A 17,366-nucleotide genomic window follows, 5' to 3' on the forward strand; every position below is an offset into this window, starting at 1 on the left:
TATATTGCAATACTTGGTTTTTACCAATTATTGTTTTGTTTAATATGATTGTAAAAAAGCATCCATGATAAGATCATTTACACTGGTAGTTTTATTAACGAGTATTTTGGGAGGATTTACTGCACAGGCAACAGATTACTATTGGAAAGGAGGAACAGGGGATTACAACGACCCTGCGATGTGGTGGTTATACAGTTATAATAGTGGAACAACGGCAATCCAAGCTCCTGTATCTACTGATAACGTATATTTTTCGGCAGCAGCATTTACAACTTCAGGAGCAGTTATTACAATTAACACCAATGCCAATTGTCGGGATATGGTTTGGGATGACGCTATTTCTACCACCAATCAACCTACTATAGTTGGAGCTACTGCTGTGAATTTGGATATTTATGGGTCTATAGTTTTGGCAACAAATATGATTTGGAACCATTGGGGACCGTTACACTTTAGAGCGACAGAAGGCTTAGCGTTTATTGATACTAAAAAGCATGAACAAGGTACTCAAATTTATTTTGAAGGGGCGGATAGTACAGAGTTTCGACTGATGAGTGAATTTATTATGGCAGATAGAAGCCTTAGTGTTTATAGCGGTATTCAGCTCAATAGGGGATATTTAAATGCCAATGGCTATAATATGACGATCAATTCTATCAATTTAGGTAGAACTTCTAATGTACCAGATAGCTCATTGGGAATCAACTTAAAAAACACCACGGTAACCTTATATCGAGGTTGGTGGGTTGGATCTAGCAGTGCTAAGTTTCATACCTTTGATTTGGACAGTTCTCATATCCACTGCATAAAGGGAGGAACGTATTGGGCATTGTTATTAGGGAATAATTTTCAATACGATACCATTAGTACTTATTATTCTCGATTTAGAAGCACTAGCCCTAAAATTAAGCACCTTTATAGTTATGATTATATTCAGTTTTATAGCAGTGCACAACCCCAAATAGACAACTGGCATATCGGTGGAACAAGCCCCTTGGTAGAATTTTTTTATGGAAACAATTGGATAACTGTTGAGCATGTTTTTATGCCCAATGAATGTGATAAATATGTTCCTATACAAAAGGTTGCCAATCCTTCTGGTACGCAAAAGTTAATAAAAAAATCAATCAACGCTACACTTAATCTTGATAAGGCGATATTACAAGGCATTGATTGTGATACCTCTAACAATAGGACTTATACCATTACCAATGGCGTAGATGCAGGGGGGAATTCTCTCAATTGGCAATTCATAACGTCAGGAGGAAGAGAGATGTATTTTAGAGCCACTACAGATAGTCTTTGGTCCAATCCTAACAATTGGGAAATTTGGGATGGAAGCACCTTTTTACCGAACACCTCTTCTTGCTTGCCAACTCCTATTGATCAGGTATACTTTGACAGCCTTTCTTTTAGCAATGGGGATTCTACAGTTCTTATTGATTCAGTGGCTTATTGTCATGATATGTATTGGGATGATCAAGTAAAAAACAATGCTAGTTTATACCTCCGAGCGGATTTAAAAACATTTGGTTCTCTGAGGTTAAGCAGTAACATGAGAAGCATTGGTACCTCTAGTTTATCGAATCACCTCTGGTATTTTTATGGTAAGGACCCAGATACTATTGTAACCAATGGAACAGCTATTCTTGCTACAATGCATATTGCTTCCCATTCTTATTACCAGTTAGCAGATGATTTAACCAGTTATTTTTTACAAGGAAATGCCTATTCTAGAGTTCATGCCGAAAATATAGAAATTAGAGCTTCAATAATGGCTTTAGATAGTGGTTATTACCATAATGTATATGCTTGGCTAAATAGCTTTTCGGGGGGAACCAATATGGATTATCAAGGGACAACAACCTATGAATTTGATCCTAAAAATGGCATCAGCCAAAATTATTTTTACGGTTGGTCTGGGTATTATTATGGCAATTATAGAATGCCTAATGTTATTTTGAACAAACATTATAAAGCAACAGGAAACGGTCCTAGAACGATAACCATAGAGGGCGATTGGAGAATGAAGGAAGGGGCGGAGATTTATAACGAAGATATATTTGTAACAGGTACGATGGCTTTATACAGTGGAGATATTCATGTGGTAGCAGGGCATAGTTATTCGTTTACAGGGAATTGCAAATTAATAGCTTCTGATACCTTACACGCAATAGGAGATTGTGTTAATACCATTAATTGGGCCTCTGTCAATCCGTTGCATGTTAATTTTGGTTATGCGAACATTGATTATAATTTTATTAGGGGCTTTAATAATGTTGGGAGCCTAATTACTGCTAATCATTCTATAGATGGTGGAGCTAACACAAATGTGGATTTCCCTACAGGAATTGGCACTACGTTTTATTGGAGAGCTAGCGCTACCAATGCCACTGATTTTGTTGGCCACTGGAACGATCCAAGACATTGGACCACAAACCCTAGCGATTTGGTAGGTATGAATGCTTGTTTGCCAACAATTGCCGATACCGTTGTTTTTGATAGTTTATCATTATCTGTTGTGAGCAATGGTTGTTCTATTGCGGATATTTCCTATTGTAATACGCTTATTTCTAGAGCCAATATAGTGCTCGATGGAAATAAAAATTTATACATTGCTAATAGCTTAATACTTGAGGATAGTTTAACCAATTGGACGCATTCTGGGCAGGTTTTTTTTACAGGAGATAGCCCATCTAGTATTATAGATACCCGTGGTGTTTACCTCAATTGGTCTGCTGCCTTTATTGATAATGCTGCAGGAGTATGGAATATAACCAGCTCTTTTCATTCTAGAGGTAGTTTAATCCATGCGAACGGTGATTTAATAACAAATGGTCATCCACTAACAATAGGAGGTTATCATCATTATGCAGGGCATTTTGATTTTCAAAACTCTTACATTTTTATTCCTAATACTTCTGTGCCCAGTACGGTTGGTTATTATTGGGTAAGTTGGAGGCAGTTGGGAGGCACCACTAGTGCAACGGGAAGTACCATTTTGACCAAAGGAGTGCAATTTCATTCTGGCAATCGAGCTTATCATCATGTGATAATGGGAGATGTCTTATGTAATACTTGTAACTATATCCTATACAATACAGGAACTTTTCAGCGCCTTGATATACTAGGCAATGGTCGCTTTCTTGCCGATAATACAATCGACACATTAGTCTTACATGGAGGTAATTTTTATTATGTACATGCCAATACCGTTCAAACCTTGAGTGCTCCTTATGGTCAAATAGAAGTTGCAGATGTAGGACCTGGGCAATTTATAAACATAGAATCTAATAGTGCAGGGCAAAAAGGGTATTTTCATAAAGAATATGGTAAAGCCTTTTGCGTAGATTGGATAAAGGTAAGGGACAATGAAGCTACTAAGGGAAGTAGTCCCCCTCCCGCTTGGGCAGCCGATCACGCCATGCTTCAGTTTGAAACAGGAGAAAATAGTGACAATATTGGGGGAACAGCAATAGGAATTTGGAATTTTGAAATGCCGCCTATTTTAACAGTAACTACGAGTCACGATCCTATTGTGGACTTATGCACAGGGGATACCACTATTTATGTACCAATAAGCATGACAGGCACCTATCCTTATTCTATTATTTATAGCTGGACAGATGCTTGGGGAGGGACAGGTTTAGATACTATTGTGGTGGTGGATAATGATAGTAATGTCTTGACTCCCTTTGTTTATCATCTGGAGTTGCACCCGATGACAACAACAACTTACCAATTAGATATTGCAGCGTTGCGTTGTGGTGGGCGAAATTTTGGCGCTCCCATTAGTACCCTAACTGCTCAATTGCCAGTAGATGACTTGGTAGAAGTCAACAGTACGGGGAGCTGTGTTTTGACGAACAATAGTGTTTGGGCTCATTTTGTAGATGATGCAAGGCATCGCCCTATGTTATCTATCTTGGATAAAACGACAACAACAGACCAGACGCCCTTGGGGTTGGTTAATGTAGAAACCAACTTTGATTCCTCTGTTCAATATTGGAATGGTCAGCCCTATTTGCCACGACACTGGAAGATTTCCCCCACTACAAATGGCTCAGGAAAAGTACGATTGTATTTTACTCAGGCAGACCTAAATCTTCTTCAGACCGCAACTGTGGATCAAAATATAGACCCTGCTACAGAACTTATATTGTATAAATTTAACGACACCATAACGGTAGGATCTGCTACGACTGTACCATTTATTGTGATTCCCTTAGTGGGTATAGCAGCAGATCCTTTTACAAATACTTCGGCTATTTTTGCTATAGAATTTGAAGTGAATTCTTTTTCTGGTTTCATGTTACAACCTACTTCACTAGCTTTTTTACCACTGACATTGCTGAATTTTGAAGCGATTAAATCCGTTGATGAATCAGTCCAATTGACTTGGAAGGTAGCAGATGCAAAGGAGGCGCTTTTTTATCAATTAGAACGCTCAACCGATGGAATTGATTTTGAATACTTAGCAACAATTGATGCTACTGCTGCCAATTATTATGCTTACAAAGATAGAGAACCCTATACGGGCATTTCGTATTATCGCCTAAAACTGTTCGATAAAGATCAAAAAGAAACCTTGTCGCCAATAAGGAGTGTTAGGATAAACAACAAATATGGTTTAGATATTTTTCCTAATCCTATTCTTCATCATCGTGAACTGAAAATACGGGTGGTTAATCCAAACTTAAAGGAAGTAAAAATCGAATTGTACAATAATTTAGGGCAACTTATTTGGACGAATGAATACGATTTGCAGCCCAAAGCAAAAAATATATTGGAAGTTAAGCTGCCTAATTTATCTGAAGGAGGATATATTTTAAAAGTCTTAGATAAGCATCAAAATTTATTAAAAAGCCAATGGCTGATTCAGCATTAAAAGATAGCGATTAGTTGTTTTATAGCGAGTTTGATCAACCCAGGATCAACTCGCTTTTTATTTTTATTGTCTTAAATTAAAACCTTACTTCGTGTGAAAATCAAAAATATATGGAGTGTTACTGACAATAAAAAGGACAAAAATACTTTGTTAATAAGAGGGCTATTTTGGTATTGAATTTGTGAAATAATATAAAAAATTAAACTTAGACCCTCTTTTAGAGTCTAAGAGAATGCCCCAAAGCAAAACCTACCATTTTATTATACACCTATCTTCAAAAAAAAAGAAATGAAACGACTAAGCTATTTTGCACTAAGCATCACTACTTGTTTATTATTGACAACAGCTTGCGAGAAAGAAGCAGCCGACTGGACTTATTCTACCGACGATACAATGGCTGATCTAGCTTTTGACGATATTTATAATGCAATGAGTGGTGAATCTAATGATAATAACAACTTAAGAGCATGTGCCAATTTGACCTTAAGCAGCACTACTTTTCCAATCACGGTTACCGCTGATTTTAACGGGAGTACGGGCTGTGGAGATGGTCGAGTTCGTTCAGGAACCATTACAGCAGTATACACAGATCGTTGGAATGCTGCAGGTTCTAAAGTAACGATTACAACAACAGATTATTCAGTCAATGGATACCGAGTAGAAGGCACAAATGTGATTGAAAACCTAGGGCAAGTAAATGGTAATCCTACCTTCCGATCAACGGTTACCAATGGAAAAGTAACAACTCCAACAGGGGATATTATTACACGTGATGCCGTCAAAGAATATGCTTGGATTGATGGGGTAGGTACTCCATTGGATATTGCGGATGATGTTTGGCAGTTGACAGGTACGGCCAATGGCACAACAAGAAATGGCAATGCCTATACCGCTGAAATTACAACTCCTGTTGTAAAAGCAAATAGTTGTAATTGGGTGCAACAAGGGGTCGTTGAGATTAGACCAGCAGGCGGGGGAACTGTGCGCACGGTTGATTATGGCCCTAATACTTGCGATGCGATTGCTACTGTTACCTATGGGACTTGGTCGGCTAATATCACCATGAATTAAAATACAGTGAGCACATTTATTATCTATAAATCTTATTGTATATTGGTATTAAATTCTAAACAATTTTACAGCACCTTAAGCAACAATTCAATGAGATTTATAGGTCTATTAATAGTTATTTTGAATGTATCTTGTTGTGCCCCCAAGCCTCCTGTTTATTCTTTTTTTGTAGCAGGGCATACCTATGGAAAGGCAGGGGTAAACAATGAAGGTTTGCATCCTCCATTTAAGGCGGAATTTCCTTATCTTCAAAGCCGACCAGAAGTAGAATTTGGGGTACTTACAGGAGACATTGTTGCTCCCAAACCTTTGTTAAAGGATTGGATAGAGGTAGATGCAGATGTTCAAACCTTAGGAATCCCTGTTTATTTTGCCGTTGGGAACCACGACATGGAAAATCGACCTATATATGAAGAAAGATATGGGGCTACTTATCAGCAATTTATCCATCACAACGATCTGTTTATTATCTTAGATCCCAATATGGATCATTGGAACATTACAGGGGAGCAATTGGCTTTTCTAAAAAAAACAGTAACAGAGAATAAGGATAACATAGATAATATTTATGTGTTTTTTCATCAGTTGTTATGGAAAAAAGCAAATAGTAAATATGAAAAAATACGGACAAATTCTTCCTCTGGAAGAGCGGCTAAAATTAATTTTTGGACAACAATAGAACCAATCTTTCACGGATTGCCTAATCAGGTGTTTATGTTTGCTGGTGATTTAGGTGCTGGAAGCTGGGCAGACAATCTCTTTTACGACCAGTATGATAATATTACCCTAGTTGCTAGTGGTATGGGGGATGGAGATGGTGATAATTATATTATTGTAAATGTGGATGAAAATAAATTGGTTACCTATGATCTAATTTGTTTAAATAAAGAGGATCAACTGTGTACAAAGAGTTTAGTTGATTACCAATTAATGAATGAATGAAGTTCGTTTACCCCACTAAAAACCTGAATCCAGCTATGCTGGCTCATAAGCGATAGCGCACTAGCTAACCTAGCAGCGCAGCTAAACTCAGCTCAATGACTGACAAACAAAGGAAGTTTAGTGCTGTGCATCAAAGGGAAAGCCTAATTGTTAGCCTAACAGCACCGTGTGAAAATTACATATATAACTAAAAAATACGGCGGAAAGCGAGGCAAACATTTTATTTGTGTCGCTTTTTATCGTTGAATAATTTGTATCTTGGTCTCTATTAATAGACTAAATGATATGATTTTACCTTTTAAAGATAGATTTGTAACGGTTTTAGATAAGCAATTAAGAATACGTTGTTTAAATCAAACCACAGATGTTAATAAACCTGTTCTTGTTTTTTTGCACGAAGGATTAGGCTGTATTGAACTGTGGAAAGATTTTCCTCAACGATTGGCAGAAGCAACGGGGTTGAATGCTATCCTTTATGAGCGGCAGGGGTATGGGAAGTCTGAATCGTTGGATTTACCTAGGTCGTTGAATTATCTTGAAATAGAGGCACAAGAATATTTGCCAGCATTATTAAAAAAGCTAGACATCAAAAAGCCTATTTTGGTAGGACATAGCGATGGAGGTACTATAGCACTCATTTATGCTGCTTTATATTCTACTCAACTGGTAGTGGCAATGGCAGCACACGTTTTGGTCGAACGTATTACAATAGAAGGTATTCAGAAGGCCGTACAACAGTACGACAAAAATACAATTGGAAAAAAATTAGAAAAGTACCATGGTACGAAAGCTGATGATCTTTTTTGGGCTTGGGCAAATACTTGGCTAAATCCTGATTTCAGAACATGGAATATCGAGCACTTTTTACCTCAGATCAACTGCCCAACTATTTTAATACAAGGAAAAGAAGATGAGTATGCAACCAATCATCAATTGGAGTTGATTGCTGATCGAATTGGAGCAAATGCAACAACCGTTCTTTTGGAGAATTGTGCACACATTCCACATATACAAGCTAAGGAGGTTTTATTGGATAAGGTTACCTCCTTCATTAAGAAAACAAGAACCATAACGCAGGAAAGAACAACAAATTTATAAGAATGAATCTATTAGGACCCTCTTAAATACACTGTCATAAAAGTTATTGATGATTTTTACAGAGAATTTTAGATGAGATTCGATGAAAATTACAGCCTGATAGCAGCGCTATCAAGGCGAAAATTTGAAAAAGAAGCTCGCTAAAAGACTCGATTAAAAAGTATTTAGAAATTTTTGTTACAGTGCATTAAATACGATGGATTCTTCTTTTTATGCATATAGTATTGTAAACCAAAAAAAGGACAAATGAAAAAGACATACGGTTTTGCCGTCTTGTTGCTACTTCCTATACTTTTGAGCGAAGTAGGTTGTCAGCAAGAGAATCCTCATGCCATAGATGAGCAATTAATTGAGCAAATGAAAAATTCTTCCTATGGAGTCGGACTTAGTTATTATCAACTTCCAGAAAGTAACGACTTTGCTAGTATTCCCCAAGATCCCAATAACCCTTTAACGGTAGAAAAGGTAGAATTGGGAAAATTGATCTTTCATGAAACAGCCTTTGCTGTAAATGTGAAATTTTCGGGGAGCATGAAAGCAATTTCTTGTGCTACTTGTCACAATTCTGATGCAGGGTTTCAAGCGGGAATGGCACAGGGAATAGCAGATGGAGGAATTGGTTTTGGAACCAAGGGAGAGGCTAGAATACTGGATCCATTATGCCCGTTGGACTCCATTGATGTACAAGAAACTCGAACCCCATCTATTTTAAATGTTGCTTACCAGAAAGTAATGCGTTGGACTGGTTCTATGGGGGCAACAGGAGCAAATGAAGGAACAGAAGCCGCCTGGGTTGGCTTACCCTTTGCAAAAAACCACTTGGGCTATGAAGGGGTAGAAACACAAAGTATTGTTGCGTTAAAAGGACATCGCCAAGAAATAGATCCAGCTGTTGTGAATGGGACAACTTACAAAGCAATGTTTGATGCTGCCTTTCCTAGCGTCCCTGTTGCCGAACGATATACTAAAAAAACAGCAGGGTTGGCTATTGCTGCTTATTCTAGAACCGTCTTGGCGAATCAAGCTCCTTTTCAACAATGGATACGGGGGGATTATACAGCCATGACAGAAAACCAGAAAAAAGGAGCACTTCTATTTTTTGGAAAAGCTGGGTGTTATCGATGTCACAATGGTCCTTCATTGGCAACAGAAGGATTTCATGCACTAGGAGTCAAAGATTTGTACCAACATGACAAAGCTCCTATTTATAATACGTCTATTGATAGCGTCGAAAACTTGGGTAGAGGCGGATTTACAGGCAAAGCGGCAGATATGTATCGCTTCAAAGTACCTCAATTGTATAATGTAAGTGACTCTCCTTTTGAAGGGCATGGAGGATCTTTTGGTTCGGCAAGAGAAATTATTGCCTATAAAAATGCAGGGGTAGCAGAGAATCCCAATGTACCAACGAGCCAATTATCTCCTTTGTTTGTCCCTCTAGGATTAACCGAAGAAGAAATGGATCAAATTGCGGACTTTATTGATGAGGGGCTACACGATGATGATCTGAAACGTTATGTGCCTACCACCTTGCCTTCAGGTCTATGCTTTCCAAATGCAGATGTACAATCTAAAATTGATTTGGGTTGTAATTAACCCTAAAACAAAAAAGTATAGTCCTAAAAGGTAAAATTTAAAAAATATAAAACTATTTTTGTTTATAAACTGTTTAGCTAATTTCTAAGCAGTTTTTTTTACTTTTGTTATCTTATTTAATACTCTGCTTGGTTACTACGTAAGCCTTTGGGTTTCTAGCGGAGTAATGCTTATTAACAAATGAATTTTGAAGAGTGTTAAATAAGAAGCTTTTTTAATGCTGACTTTTACAGTAACTTAGATGAAAAAATGAGTTGCGCATTTTAGTTTTGATGAATCAATTTATTCTTTCAAATTATTAATGAATTAAAAAGTACGATGGAACAAGAATTTAAACCTAAGTATGAGTTGACGGTAACCAATACGTTGACGCGCCAAAAAGAAAAATTTGAACCACTAACACCTGGTTATGTAGGGATGTATGTTTGTGGTCCTACCGTTTACAATGAGGTGCACTTGGGAAATTGTCGTACATTCTTCTCTTTTGATCTTGTTTACCGCTACTTGATGTATTTAGGTTATAAAGTGCGTTATGTTAGAAATATTACCGACGTAGGGCATTTGGTAGGAGATGTTGACGAGGGAGAAGAAGGAAAAATTGAGAAACAAGCTCGATTGGAACAGTTAGAACCGATGGAAATTGTACAAAAGTACACCAATGGTTTTCACGATGTGATGCGCCAACTGAATACGCTGCCTCCAAGCATAGAACCTACCGCAACAGGGCATTTGATTGAGCAAATTGAGATGGTCAAGGCTATTATTAAAAATGGCTATGGTTACGAAATGAATGGATCGGTTTATTTTGATACGCAAAAACTAGTTAAGGAGGGCAAAGATGTTTATGATTATGGGACAATTTCGGGCAAAAAACAAGAAGACTTATTAGTTGAAACTCGAGATGATCTTAAGAATCAAAGCGAAAAACGCCACCCTTCTGATTTTGCAATTTGGGTAAAAGCTGCCGATAACCATATTATGAAGTGGCCTTCGCCCTGGTCTATGGGCTTCCCATGTTGGCATTTGGAGTGTTCTGCTATGAGTACTAAATATTTGGGCAAATATTTTGATATACATGGCGGTGGAATGGATTTACAATTTCCTCATCATGAGAATGAAGTCGCTCAAAATGTTGGAGCTTGTGGTTGCCAACCCGTAAAATATTGGTTGCATACCAATATGTTAGTCCTTAATGGCAAAAAAATGAGCAAAAGCAAAGGAAACTCTATTTTGCCAGTAGAACTATTTACAGGGAATAACGATATTTTATCACAGGCTTACAGCCCAATGTCTGTCCGATTTTTTATGCTACAAGCTCATTATGCAAGTACCTTAAACATTACGGATAAGGGCTTATTAGCGGCCGAAAAAGGGTATAATCGCTTGATGGATGCTTATCACATTCTACAAGGCTTAGAACATAATGTTGTAGAAGACTTAACAGGAGATGATGCGCAAATCAACAAAATGCTAGATTTGGCGTTTGATGCGATGAGCGATGATTTTAATACGGCGGCAGCCCTAGCAAAGCTGAATATTGTCATTCCTAAAATTAACGCCATTAAAAATGGACGTTTGGAAATGAGCAGTATTAGCAAAGCTACCTTGGCTAGAATGAAGCAAGTATTTTATGACTTTATCTTTGAAATCTTTGGCTTGCTAGATGAGGACAAAGCCGAAGAGGCAGAGGAAGGAGGCAATCTGTTGGATGAGGCAATGAATGTTATCATAGAGTTGCGCCAAGAGGCTAGAAGTCAGAAAGACTGGGCAACGAGTGATTTGATTCGTGATAAGTTGCAAAAAATTGGCATTCAAATCAAAGATGCTAAAGATGGTGCTTCTTGGGTGAAGAATTAATCAATCAGGAACATTAATGATATGATAAAGGGCAGAACATACAATTGAGCGTATGTTCTGCTTTTTTTTATAGCTTTTTTAGCTGTTCTAATAGCCAACCTTTTTCGGTCAATAAATCGACTAGTTCAATCTCTTTTTGAAGCTTGTTTTTAGCTTTTGAAGAGAAGGGGTTAATACCAACCAAACGTCTAGTAAAGCGAATAATATTATTGTAATTTTTTTTGTGATACACTAAGATTTTTTGACGGCTTAAATAGGTATTAAAGCGATTGAGTAAGGCTTCTAATAATTGAAATTCGCCTAATTCATAATAAATTTTTAACAACAACATTTTAGCGGATAAATTTAAGTGTAAATCTTCAAAATCATCGGCTACTAATAACTCTGCTGCTTTTTGATATTGTTTCTGTTGAAAGTACAGCCTAGACAAATTGTAATCGGTATAAGCTTGGCGAATAGGCTTGGCTAAATAGGTATTATAAGTCTGTAAAAAATCCCAAGCCCAATCGTATTTTTTTAAGCCCAAAGCTATCGCAACAATATTAGTGAAAGCAAAGGGGCTTATCTTTTTGTTTTCTAACAAAATTTCATTTTCTAGCGCCTGTTGGTACAATTCAAAACTCTCTGTTAGGTAGTAGGAACGTTGGTTCGTATTAAGGCGTTTGATACTATAATTGGTTGCTAAGATGTACAAATCTCGCATTTCTTCCCGCTCAAAAAGATATTGATAACGCAGTAGATAATTTTTAAATTTTCGAAAATAAGTGGTCTCATTTAGCGCATCTGTACTAGCCATATAATAATAATAATAAAGCCCAATGGTAGGCTCTTCTAAATATTGGGGCTGCTCCTCTAGATAACTTAATACCTGTGTTAATAGCCCCGTATCGTACTGTTGGGTATACATGCCTTGATGCGACAAAACTCGACAACTATGTTTGAGTTTTCCTGCGATATAGCTGGCATCAAAATTATTATTAAGTGTTTGAAAATTTTGAGGCGTAGATCGATCTTTTTCCAGATGAATATGATAGGCTGCTAATTCAATTTGATAGCTCATTTCCAGTTGGTTAATATCTCTGAAGGGTTGTTTTTTGTGCAATTGATAAACTTTGTTCATGCTCTGTTGGGATAAATGCATCAAACGCCTTTGTTTGTAAATATTGCTCAAATCTAACTGGAATTGTAGGGTTTGGGATTGGCGATATTGGTGTACTAAAAACTGTTCTAATAATTGGGTCAACTCAGACATCAAATGGCGAAGTTTTGCCATATTAAATGGTTGGGAATCTAGTACCGCATTATGAATGCTTGTTCGATGAAGTAAATGTCTATCTTTTTTTAAGTCAATGCTGTAGAAGTGGTCTAGTAATCGAATAATGCTCTTTTTTTTGTTGAAAAATGGAGAAGCTATCCATTTGCGAAAAGATACTTTTTCATTTGGGGTCAAACTATAAAAAATAGCAACAAATTTACTCTTTGTCATGATTTGTTTTCCGATAAAAAGAACCTGAAATCCTTTATTTTTAGTAATTATATTGTTTTAATATAACGATAAAAATAAAAAAATGTAATTTTTTATGGATCACATTTTATCCATTTTTGTAAAAGCGAAGGAGCTTTGATTCCTTTTTGCTTGTCTTTTGGTAAAAAATGCTAAACATGAATAAAATTATAATAATAGTACTAGGTCTTTTATTCGTACAGAATGTTAGTTTGGGGCAGGGTTGGATTAAAATGTACCATGATTATACATCAACTTGGTTGGGGGGAAGAGGAATAAAAACCTTGGATAATGGCTATGTTTTGGCTGGTAAAGCAGGGAGTCCATTTGCTTCAGATGTGCATATAAAAAAAACAGATCAATTTGGAGGGATACAATGGACGTACACCTTGCCCGATAAAGGAACGGGGTATAACGAAGCAGTGATAGATATTGAGCAAGTGCCGTCTGATGGAAGTTATGTTATTTTATACAGTCTTGGAGGATATAATGATTTTTTGCTGAGAATAGATGGATTGGGGCAGTTAATGTACGATCTGCCGATTCATACAGGAATGTATACTTATGCAGAGGGATCTCCCAAAACGAAGATGGTAATTACTAGCGATGAACATCTTTTGGTAACTAGTTTTGCGAAAGATAGTTTGGGTTTTCCGACACTAGGTTTGGCTAAATTTGATGTCTTAGGCAATCGTTATTGGACGAGACTCTATAATCATTTACCCAACTTTCAGTCTAGTTCTATGGATGTAATAGAGGTGACAGATGGTAATTACATCTTGGCTGGGCGCATGGATACTTGTTATTATGGAACTGGTGTTAATAATCCACATGGATTTGGATCGGGGAATGGAGTTGATTTATACCTTATAAAAACAGATACAGGGGGGAATGACTTATGGAGACAAACCGTTCCTATCCCTAACGTAAATAGCGACCCCCAAAAGATTATCAATACGAATGATGATGGTTTTTTGGTCGTAGGAGGCAGTAGTTCTAATCATATATTGGCCATGAAGTTGGATGCTAGTGGCAATAAGCAATGGCATTGGTTGTCGAATGCCACCTCCTCTGCTAGTTTTTATGCATATGATGCCGTAGAAAATATAGATGGGTCCTATACCCTTATTGGGCATCGTTATAGTGGATTGGGCTTTATAAAACTTTCTTCTACAGGGGCAACGCTAGTGGAAAAAACGATTTATGAGAGTATACATTATCCTCGTGGAAGGAAAATTTATGCAGGAAGCAATGGCGGATATGCTATTGTGGGGGGAGATGCACAAGGATCTTTTATTGCTGCGCTAGATTCTACAGGAGTACTGTATTCGAATCATATTGTTGGGAATTATTTTTATGATCTAAATGGAGATTGTCTTCAAAATATTGGAGAGCCCATTTTAGCACATCGAGTCGTAAATGCGACTAAGCACACAGAAAATTTATTGGGAACAACCAATGCCAATGGCGAATATACAATAGAAGTCGATACGGGAACTTATAGCGTAAGCTCGCCAGTTGTTTCGCCCTATTGGCAGTTTTGCCAAAATCCTCAAACGGTTACATTTAATAATTTCTATAGTCAAGATACCGTTGATTTTGCCGTGCAATTATTAGATACTTGTGTTTATATGGAAGTTGATATAGCAGCGGCTTATTTGCGTCGTTGTTTTCCTTCTACCTATTTTGTTAAATACAATAATTGGGGAACAAAAGCGGCACAAAATGTTTATGTCGAACTAACGCTAGATCCCTATCTAACATTTGATTCTAGCTCTATCCCTTTGACCTCACAAATAGACAATGTTTATCGATTTGATGTTGGAACAGTTCCTATTTTGGGAGGGGGGCAGTTTGAGGTCTATGTTACGGTAGATTGTGATTCTACCTTATTGGGGCAGACACATTGTACAGAAGCACATATTTACCCTGACACGATTTGTATTCCCAATTATTGGAACGGACCAATTATTCAGGCAAGTAGTACCTGTGCGAATGATTCTGTAACGTTTCGAATTCGCAATGTTGGAACGAATATGCAAACAGCGCATAATTATAGCATTATAGAGGAGCATGTTATGATACAAGCAGCACCTTTTCAATTAGGAGGAGGAATTGATCAATATATTACTGTTCCTGCTGCTCCTGGAGCCACCTATCGTTTGGAAGCCAATCAGGCTTTAGGTTACCCTCCTTTGTTAGGAGATCCAATTGCTATTAGTAATAATGTTGCCTGTAATACTACTGCTGTCATCAATTATCCTGGGCTAGTAAGTCAATTTTATAACGGAAATTCGACTCCTTCTATTAGTAACGATTGTCGGCAAAACAGGGGCTCTTATGATCCTAATGATAAACAAGCACAACCTTTGGGCTATGGAAGTCCGCACTATATTGCCGCTAATATACCCCTAAATTATCAAATTCGATTTCAAAATACAGGAACAGATACCGCTTTTAGCATAGTGGTTATTGATACCTTAGATCCTGCTTTAGATCCATTGACCATTACAATGGGAGCGAGTAGTCATCCGTATACTTGGGAATTGAGGGGAAACAATATTTTAGTGGTTACTTTTGATCCTATTATGTTGCCAGATAGTAATGTTAATGCAGTGGGTTCCAATGGCTTTTTTAACTTTAATATAGCACAACGAGCCAATAATCCAGATGGAACCATTATTTATAATCGTGCGGGGATTTACTTTGATTTTAATCCACCTATAATTACCAATGAAACTTATCATACTATAGGAAGTAATTTTGTCCAATCGATCATTATTGGGACTGATAATGTACTCGACAACAAGCTTTCAATAAAGGTTTTCCCCAATCCTTTTGAGTCTTTTACGATAATAGAAGTAGAACAACAACACTATAGGCAGTTGGAGTTAGAGTTGGTCAGCATAACAGGTCAGTTAATTAAATCTATTCTGGTAGAAAATACCAATCAAATTAAAGTAAATCGAAATCAGTTGGCTCAAGGGGTATATGGGTATCGCCTAAAGGGGGATCATATCTTGCTCAACACAGGTAAGTTAATCGTTCGCTAGAACAAATTCAAACACAGTCTTAGGTACAAATTTTCAATTGTTTACTAAAAAATGCATGAGACTCTGCTAATCAGCGGGGACTATGTAATGCTATTGCTATGCCTAGACTTACCTATTCTAAGTCATCAAATAAAAATAGCCAATCACTAAATTACATCAAATCAATGAATAATTTAATGCAGAATACGATCTCTTTTTTAGCTTTTTCAAAAGCTGTTTTTAATGCACTTTCTCCCCAAAAACGCAATACATTTGAATCATTTTTTACCACGCCTTATAAAACAAAATTTAAGTTGTCTAAGTTGGGGAAAGTTGAGATAGAAACAAAAGAGATAGGCACAGAAATAATGCTTCAAATTTTAAAAGTAACCCCAACAGAAAATGTTTGTTTGAATATGGGGACTCTACCATCAATGGTGGGGTTTAGTTTTTACTTGGAGGAGCCCAGTTCTTTTACGGCCAAAATCCCTTTATTGGTGAATACTTCTATTGTTCGGAGCAACAATAATCGTCCTATCGTTATCCCATTAAAAAAAAATAAACCCTTAGTTATTGTTAATATATATATACCCAATCAAGACTTTATAGCGTTGATGGGAGATGCATTGAGTAGCTTACCTATCCAATTTCAAAAAGCACTGAAAAATGAACAACCTTATTATGTGATCAACAAGAGTGCTAACCTTAGAATAAATCAGCAATTAATAGATTTATGCAAGAATGATTTTCCAGTAGCTAGTGCTGTATTTTTAAGAAAAAGTGCTGTTATGGAGATTATAGGACTTGAGTTGAAAGAAACGATTGATAACGAAAATGAAGGATCTTCTTTAGCCGCAGAAACAGAGAAATTGGATTTAGCCTGTTTGATTATGAAGAATTCATTGGAGAATCCTCCTAAAATAAAAAAGCTTGCTCAACAGGTTGGACTTAGTGAATTTAAACTCAAAGATGGGTTTAAGAAAAAGTTTCAGATGCCTGTTTATCAATTTCTTATTCATTGTCGAATGAAAAAAGCAGCTGAATTACTACTCAAAGATAGTTATAGCGTTAAAGAAATTGCTTATACGGTAGGCTATTCTAATCCCAATGCTTTTTCAAATGCCTTTTATAAAAACTATGGAATGTATCCTACTCAATACCTAAAGAAAAAATGGTGCTATAGCGTTCATCATACAGAAATTTAGAGGCATCTAGCAAAAAATAAAGCAATCAATAGATTTTGCCCTTAATTGTACTGCTTTATCTTGTTTCCATTTTAGACAGTTTAAATACAAAGTGAGTTTGGAGAGGGACTTTTTTTATTTTATAAAATAGCATAGCTGGTGAGGAGACTAAATATTGTACAAAAAATAGTATC

At 36.8% G+C, this 17,366-nt stretch carries 9 protein-coding genes; 8 read left to right on the forward strand and 1 reads right to left on the reverse strand.

The features are described 5' to 3' along the window. Positions 1-64 precede the first annotated feature (64 nt). The 6 genes from AsAng_RS26230 (at position 65) to cysS (ending at position 11,452) form a co-directional block, all read left to right on the forward strand. A complete protein-coding gene (locus tag AsAng_RS26230) occupies positions 65-4,888 on the forward strand; it encodes a T9SS type A sorting domain-containing protein (RefSeq protein ID WP_264790107.1) in 4,824 nt (1,607 codons plus the stop codon). Positions 4,889-5,176: 288 nt separating this feature from the next. After that, the gene (locus tag AsAng_RS26235) at positions 5,177-5,959 is read left to right on the forward strand and encodes a hypothetical protein (RefSeq protein WP_264790108.1); all 783 of its coding nucleotides are present in this window, start codon (positions 5,177-5,179) and stop codon (positions 5,957-5,959) included. 90 nt (positions 5,960-6,049) lie between these two features. After that, on the forward strand, positions 6,050-6,901 hold the full coding sequence (locus AsAng_RS26240; RefSeq protein WP_264790109.1) for a metallophosphoesterase family protein: 852 nt from the start codon (positions 6,050-6,052) through the stop codon (positions 6,899-6,901). Positions 6,902-7,186: 285 nt separating this feature from the next. Then, positions 7,187-7,999: an alpha/beta fold hydrolase gene (locus tag AsAng_RS26245; protein ID WP_264790110.1), complete on the forward strand. Its 813-nt coding sequence runs from the start codon at positions 7,187-7,189 to the stop codon at positions 7,997-7,999. Positions 8,000-8,245: 246 nt separating this feature from the next. Further along, on the forward strand, positions 8,246-9,595 hold the full coding sequence (locus AsAng_RS26250; RefSeq protein WP_264790111.1) for a cytochrome-c peroxidase: 1,350 nt from the start codon (positions 8,246-8,248) through the stop codon (positions 9,593-9,595). A gap of 318 nt (positions 9,596-9,913) precedes the next feature. Further along, a complete protein-coding gene (gene cysS / locus AsAng_RS26255) occupies positions 9,914-11,452 on the forward strand; it encodes a cysteine--tRNA ligase (protein WP_264790112.1) in 1,539 nt (512 codons plus the stop codon). Positions 11,453-11,519: 67 nt separating this feature from the next. Here cysS and AsAng_RS26260 read toward each other — a convergent pair whose 3' ends face one another. Then, on the reverse strand, positions 11,520-12,938 hold the full coding sequence (locus tag AsAng_RS26260) for a hypothetical protein (RefSeq protein ID WP_264790113.1): 1,419 nt from the start codon (positions 12,936-12,938) through the stop codon (positions 11,520-11,522). A 176-nt stretch (positions 12,939-13,114) separates the two neighbouring features. Between AsAng_RS26260 and AsAng_RS26265 the strand changes: the two genes are divergently transcribed. Together AsAng_RS26265 and AsAng_RS26270 are read left to right on the forward strand one after the other, a co-directional pair. Then, complete coding sequence (locus AsAng_RS26265; protein ID WP_264790114.1) at positions 13,115-16,009, forward strand: DUF7619 domain-containing protein; 2,895 nt, start codon at positions 13,115-13,117, stop codon at positions 16,007-16,009. A 164-nt stretch (positions 16,010-16,173) separates the two neighbouring features. Beyond that, on the forward strand, positions 16,174-17,193 hold the full coding sequence (locus AsAng_RS26270; RefSeq protein WP_264790115.1) for a helix-turn-helix domain-containing protein: 1,020 nt from the start codon (positions 16,174-16,176) through the stop codon (positions 17,191-17,193). The last annotated feature ends 173 nt before the right edge of the window (positions 17,194-17,366 follow it).

This window comes from Aureispira anguillae (assembly GCF_026000115.1).
Lineage (GTDB): Bacteria > Bacteroidota > Bacteroidia > Chitinophagales > Saprospiraceae > Aureispira > Aureispira anguillae.

Coding starts and splice junctions, on each gene's coding strand:
- cysS (WP_264790112.1), top strand. CDS start 9,914: ATGGAACAAGAATTTAAACCTAAGTATGAGTTGACGGTAACCAATACG.
- AsAng_RS26265 (WP_264790114.1), top strand. CDS start 13,115: ATGAATAAAATTATAATAATAGTACTAGGTCTTTTATTCGTACAGAAT.
- AsAng_RS26230 (WP_264790107.1), top strand. CDS start 65: ATGATAAGATCATTTACACTGGTAGTTTTATTAACGAGTATTTTGGGA.
- AsAng_RS26245 (WP_264790110.1), top strand. CDS start 7,187: ATGATTTTACCTTTTAAAGATAGATTTGTAACGGTTTTAGATAAGCAA.
- AsAng_RS26260 (WP_264790113.1), bottom strand. CDS start 12,938: ATGACAAAGAGTAAATTTGTTGCTATTTTTTATAGTTTGACCCCAAAT.
- AsAng_RS26235 (WP_264790108.1), top strand. CDS start 5,177: ATGAAACGACTAAGCTATTTTGCACTAAGCATCACTACTTGTTTATTA.
- AsAng_RS26250 (WP_264790111.1), top strand. CDS start 8,246: ATGAAAAAGACATACGGTTTTGCCGTCTTGTTGCTACTTCCTATACTT.
- AsAng_RS26270 (WP_264790115.1), top strand. CDS start 16,174: ATGAATAATTTAATGCAGAATACGATCTCTTTTTTAGCTTTTTCAAAA.
- AsAng_RS26240 (WP_264790109.1), top strand. CDS start 6,050: ATGAGATTTATAGGTCTATTAATAGTTATTTTGAATGTATCTTGTTGT.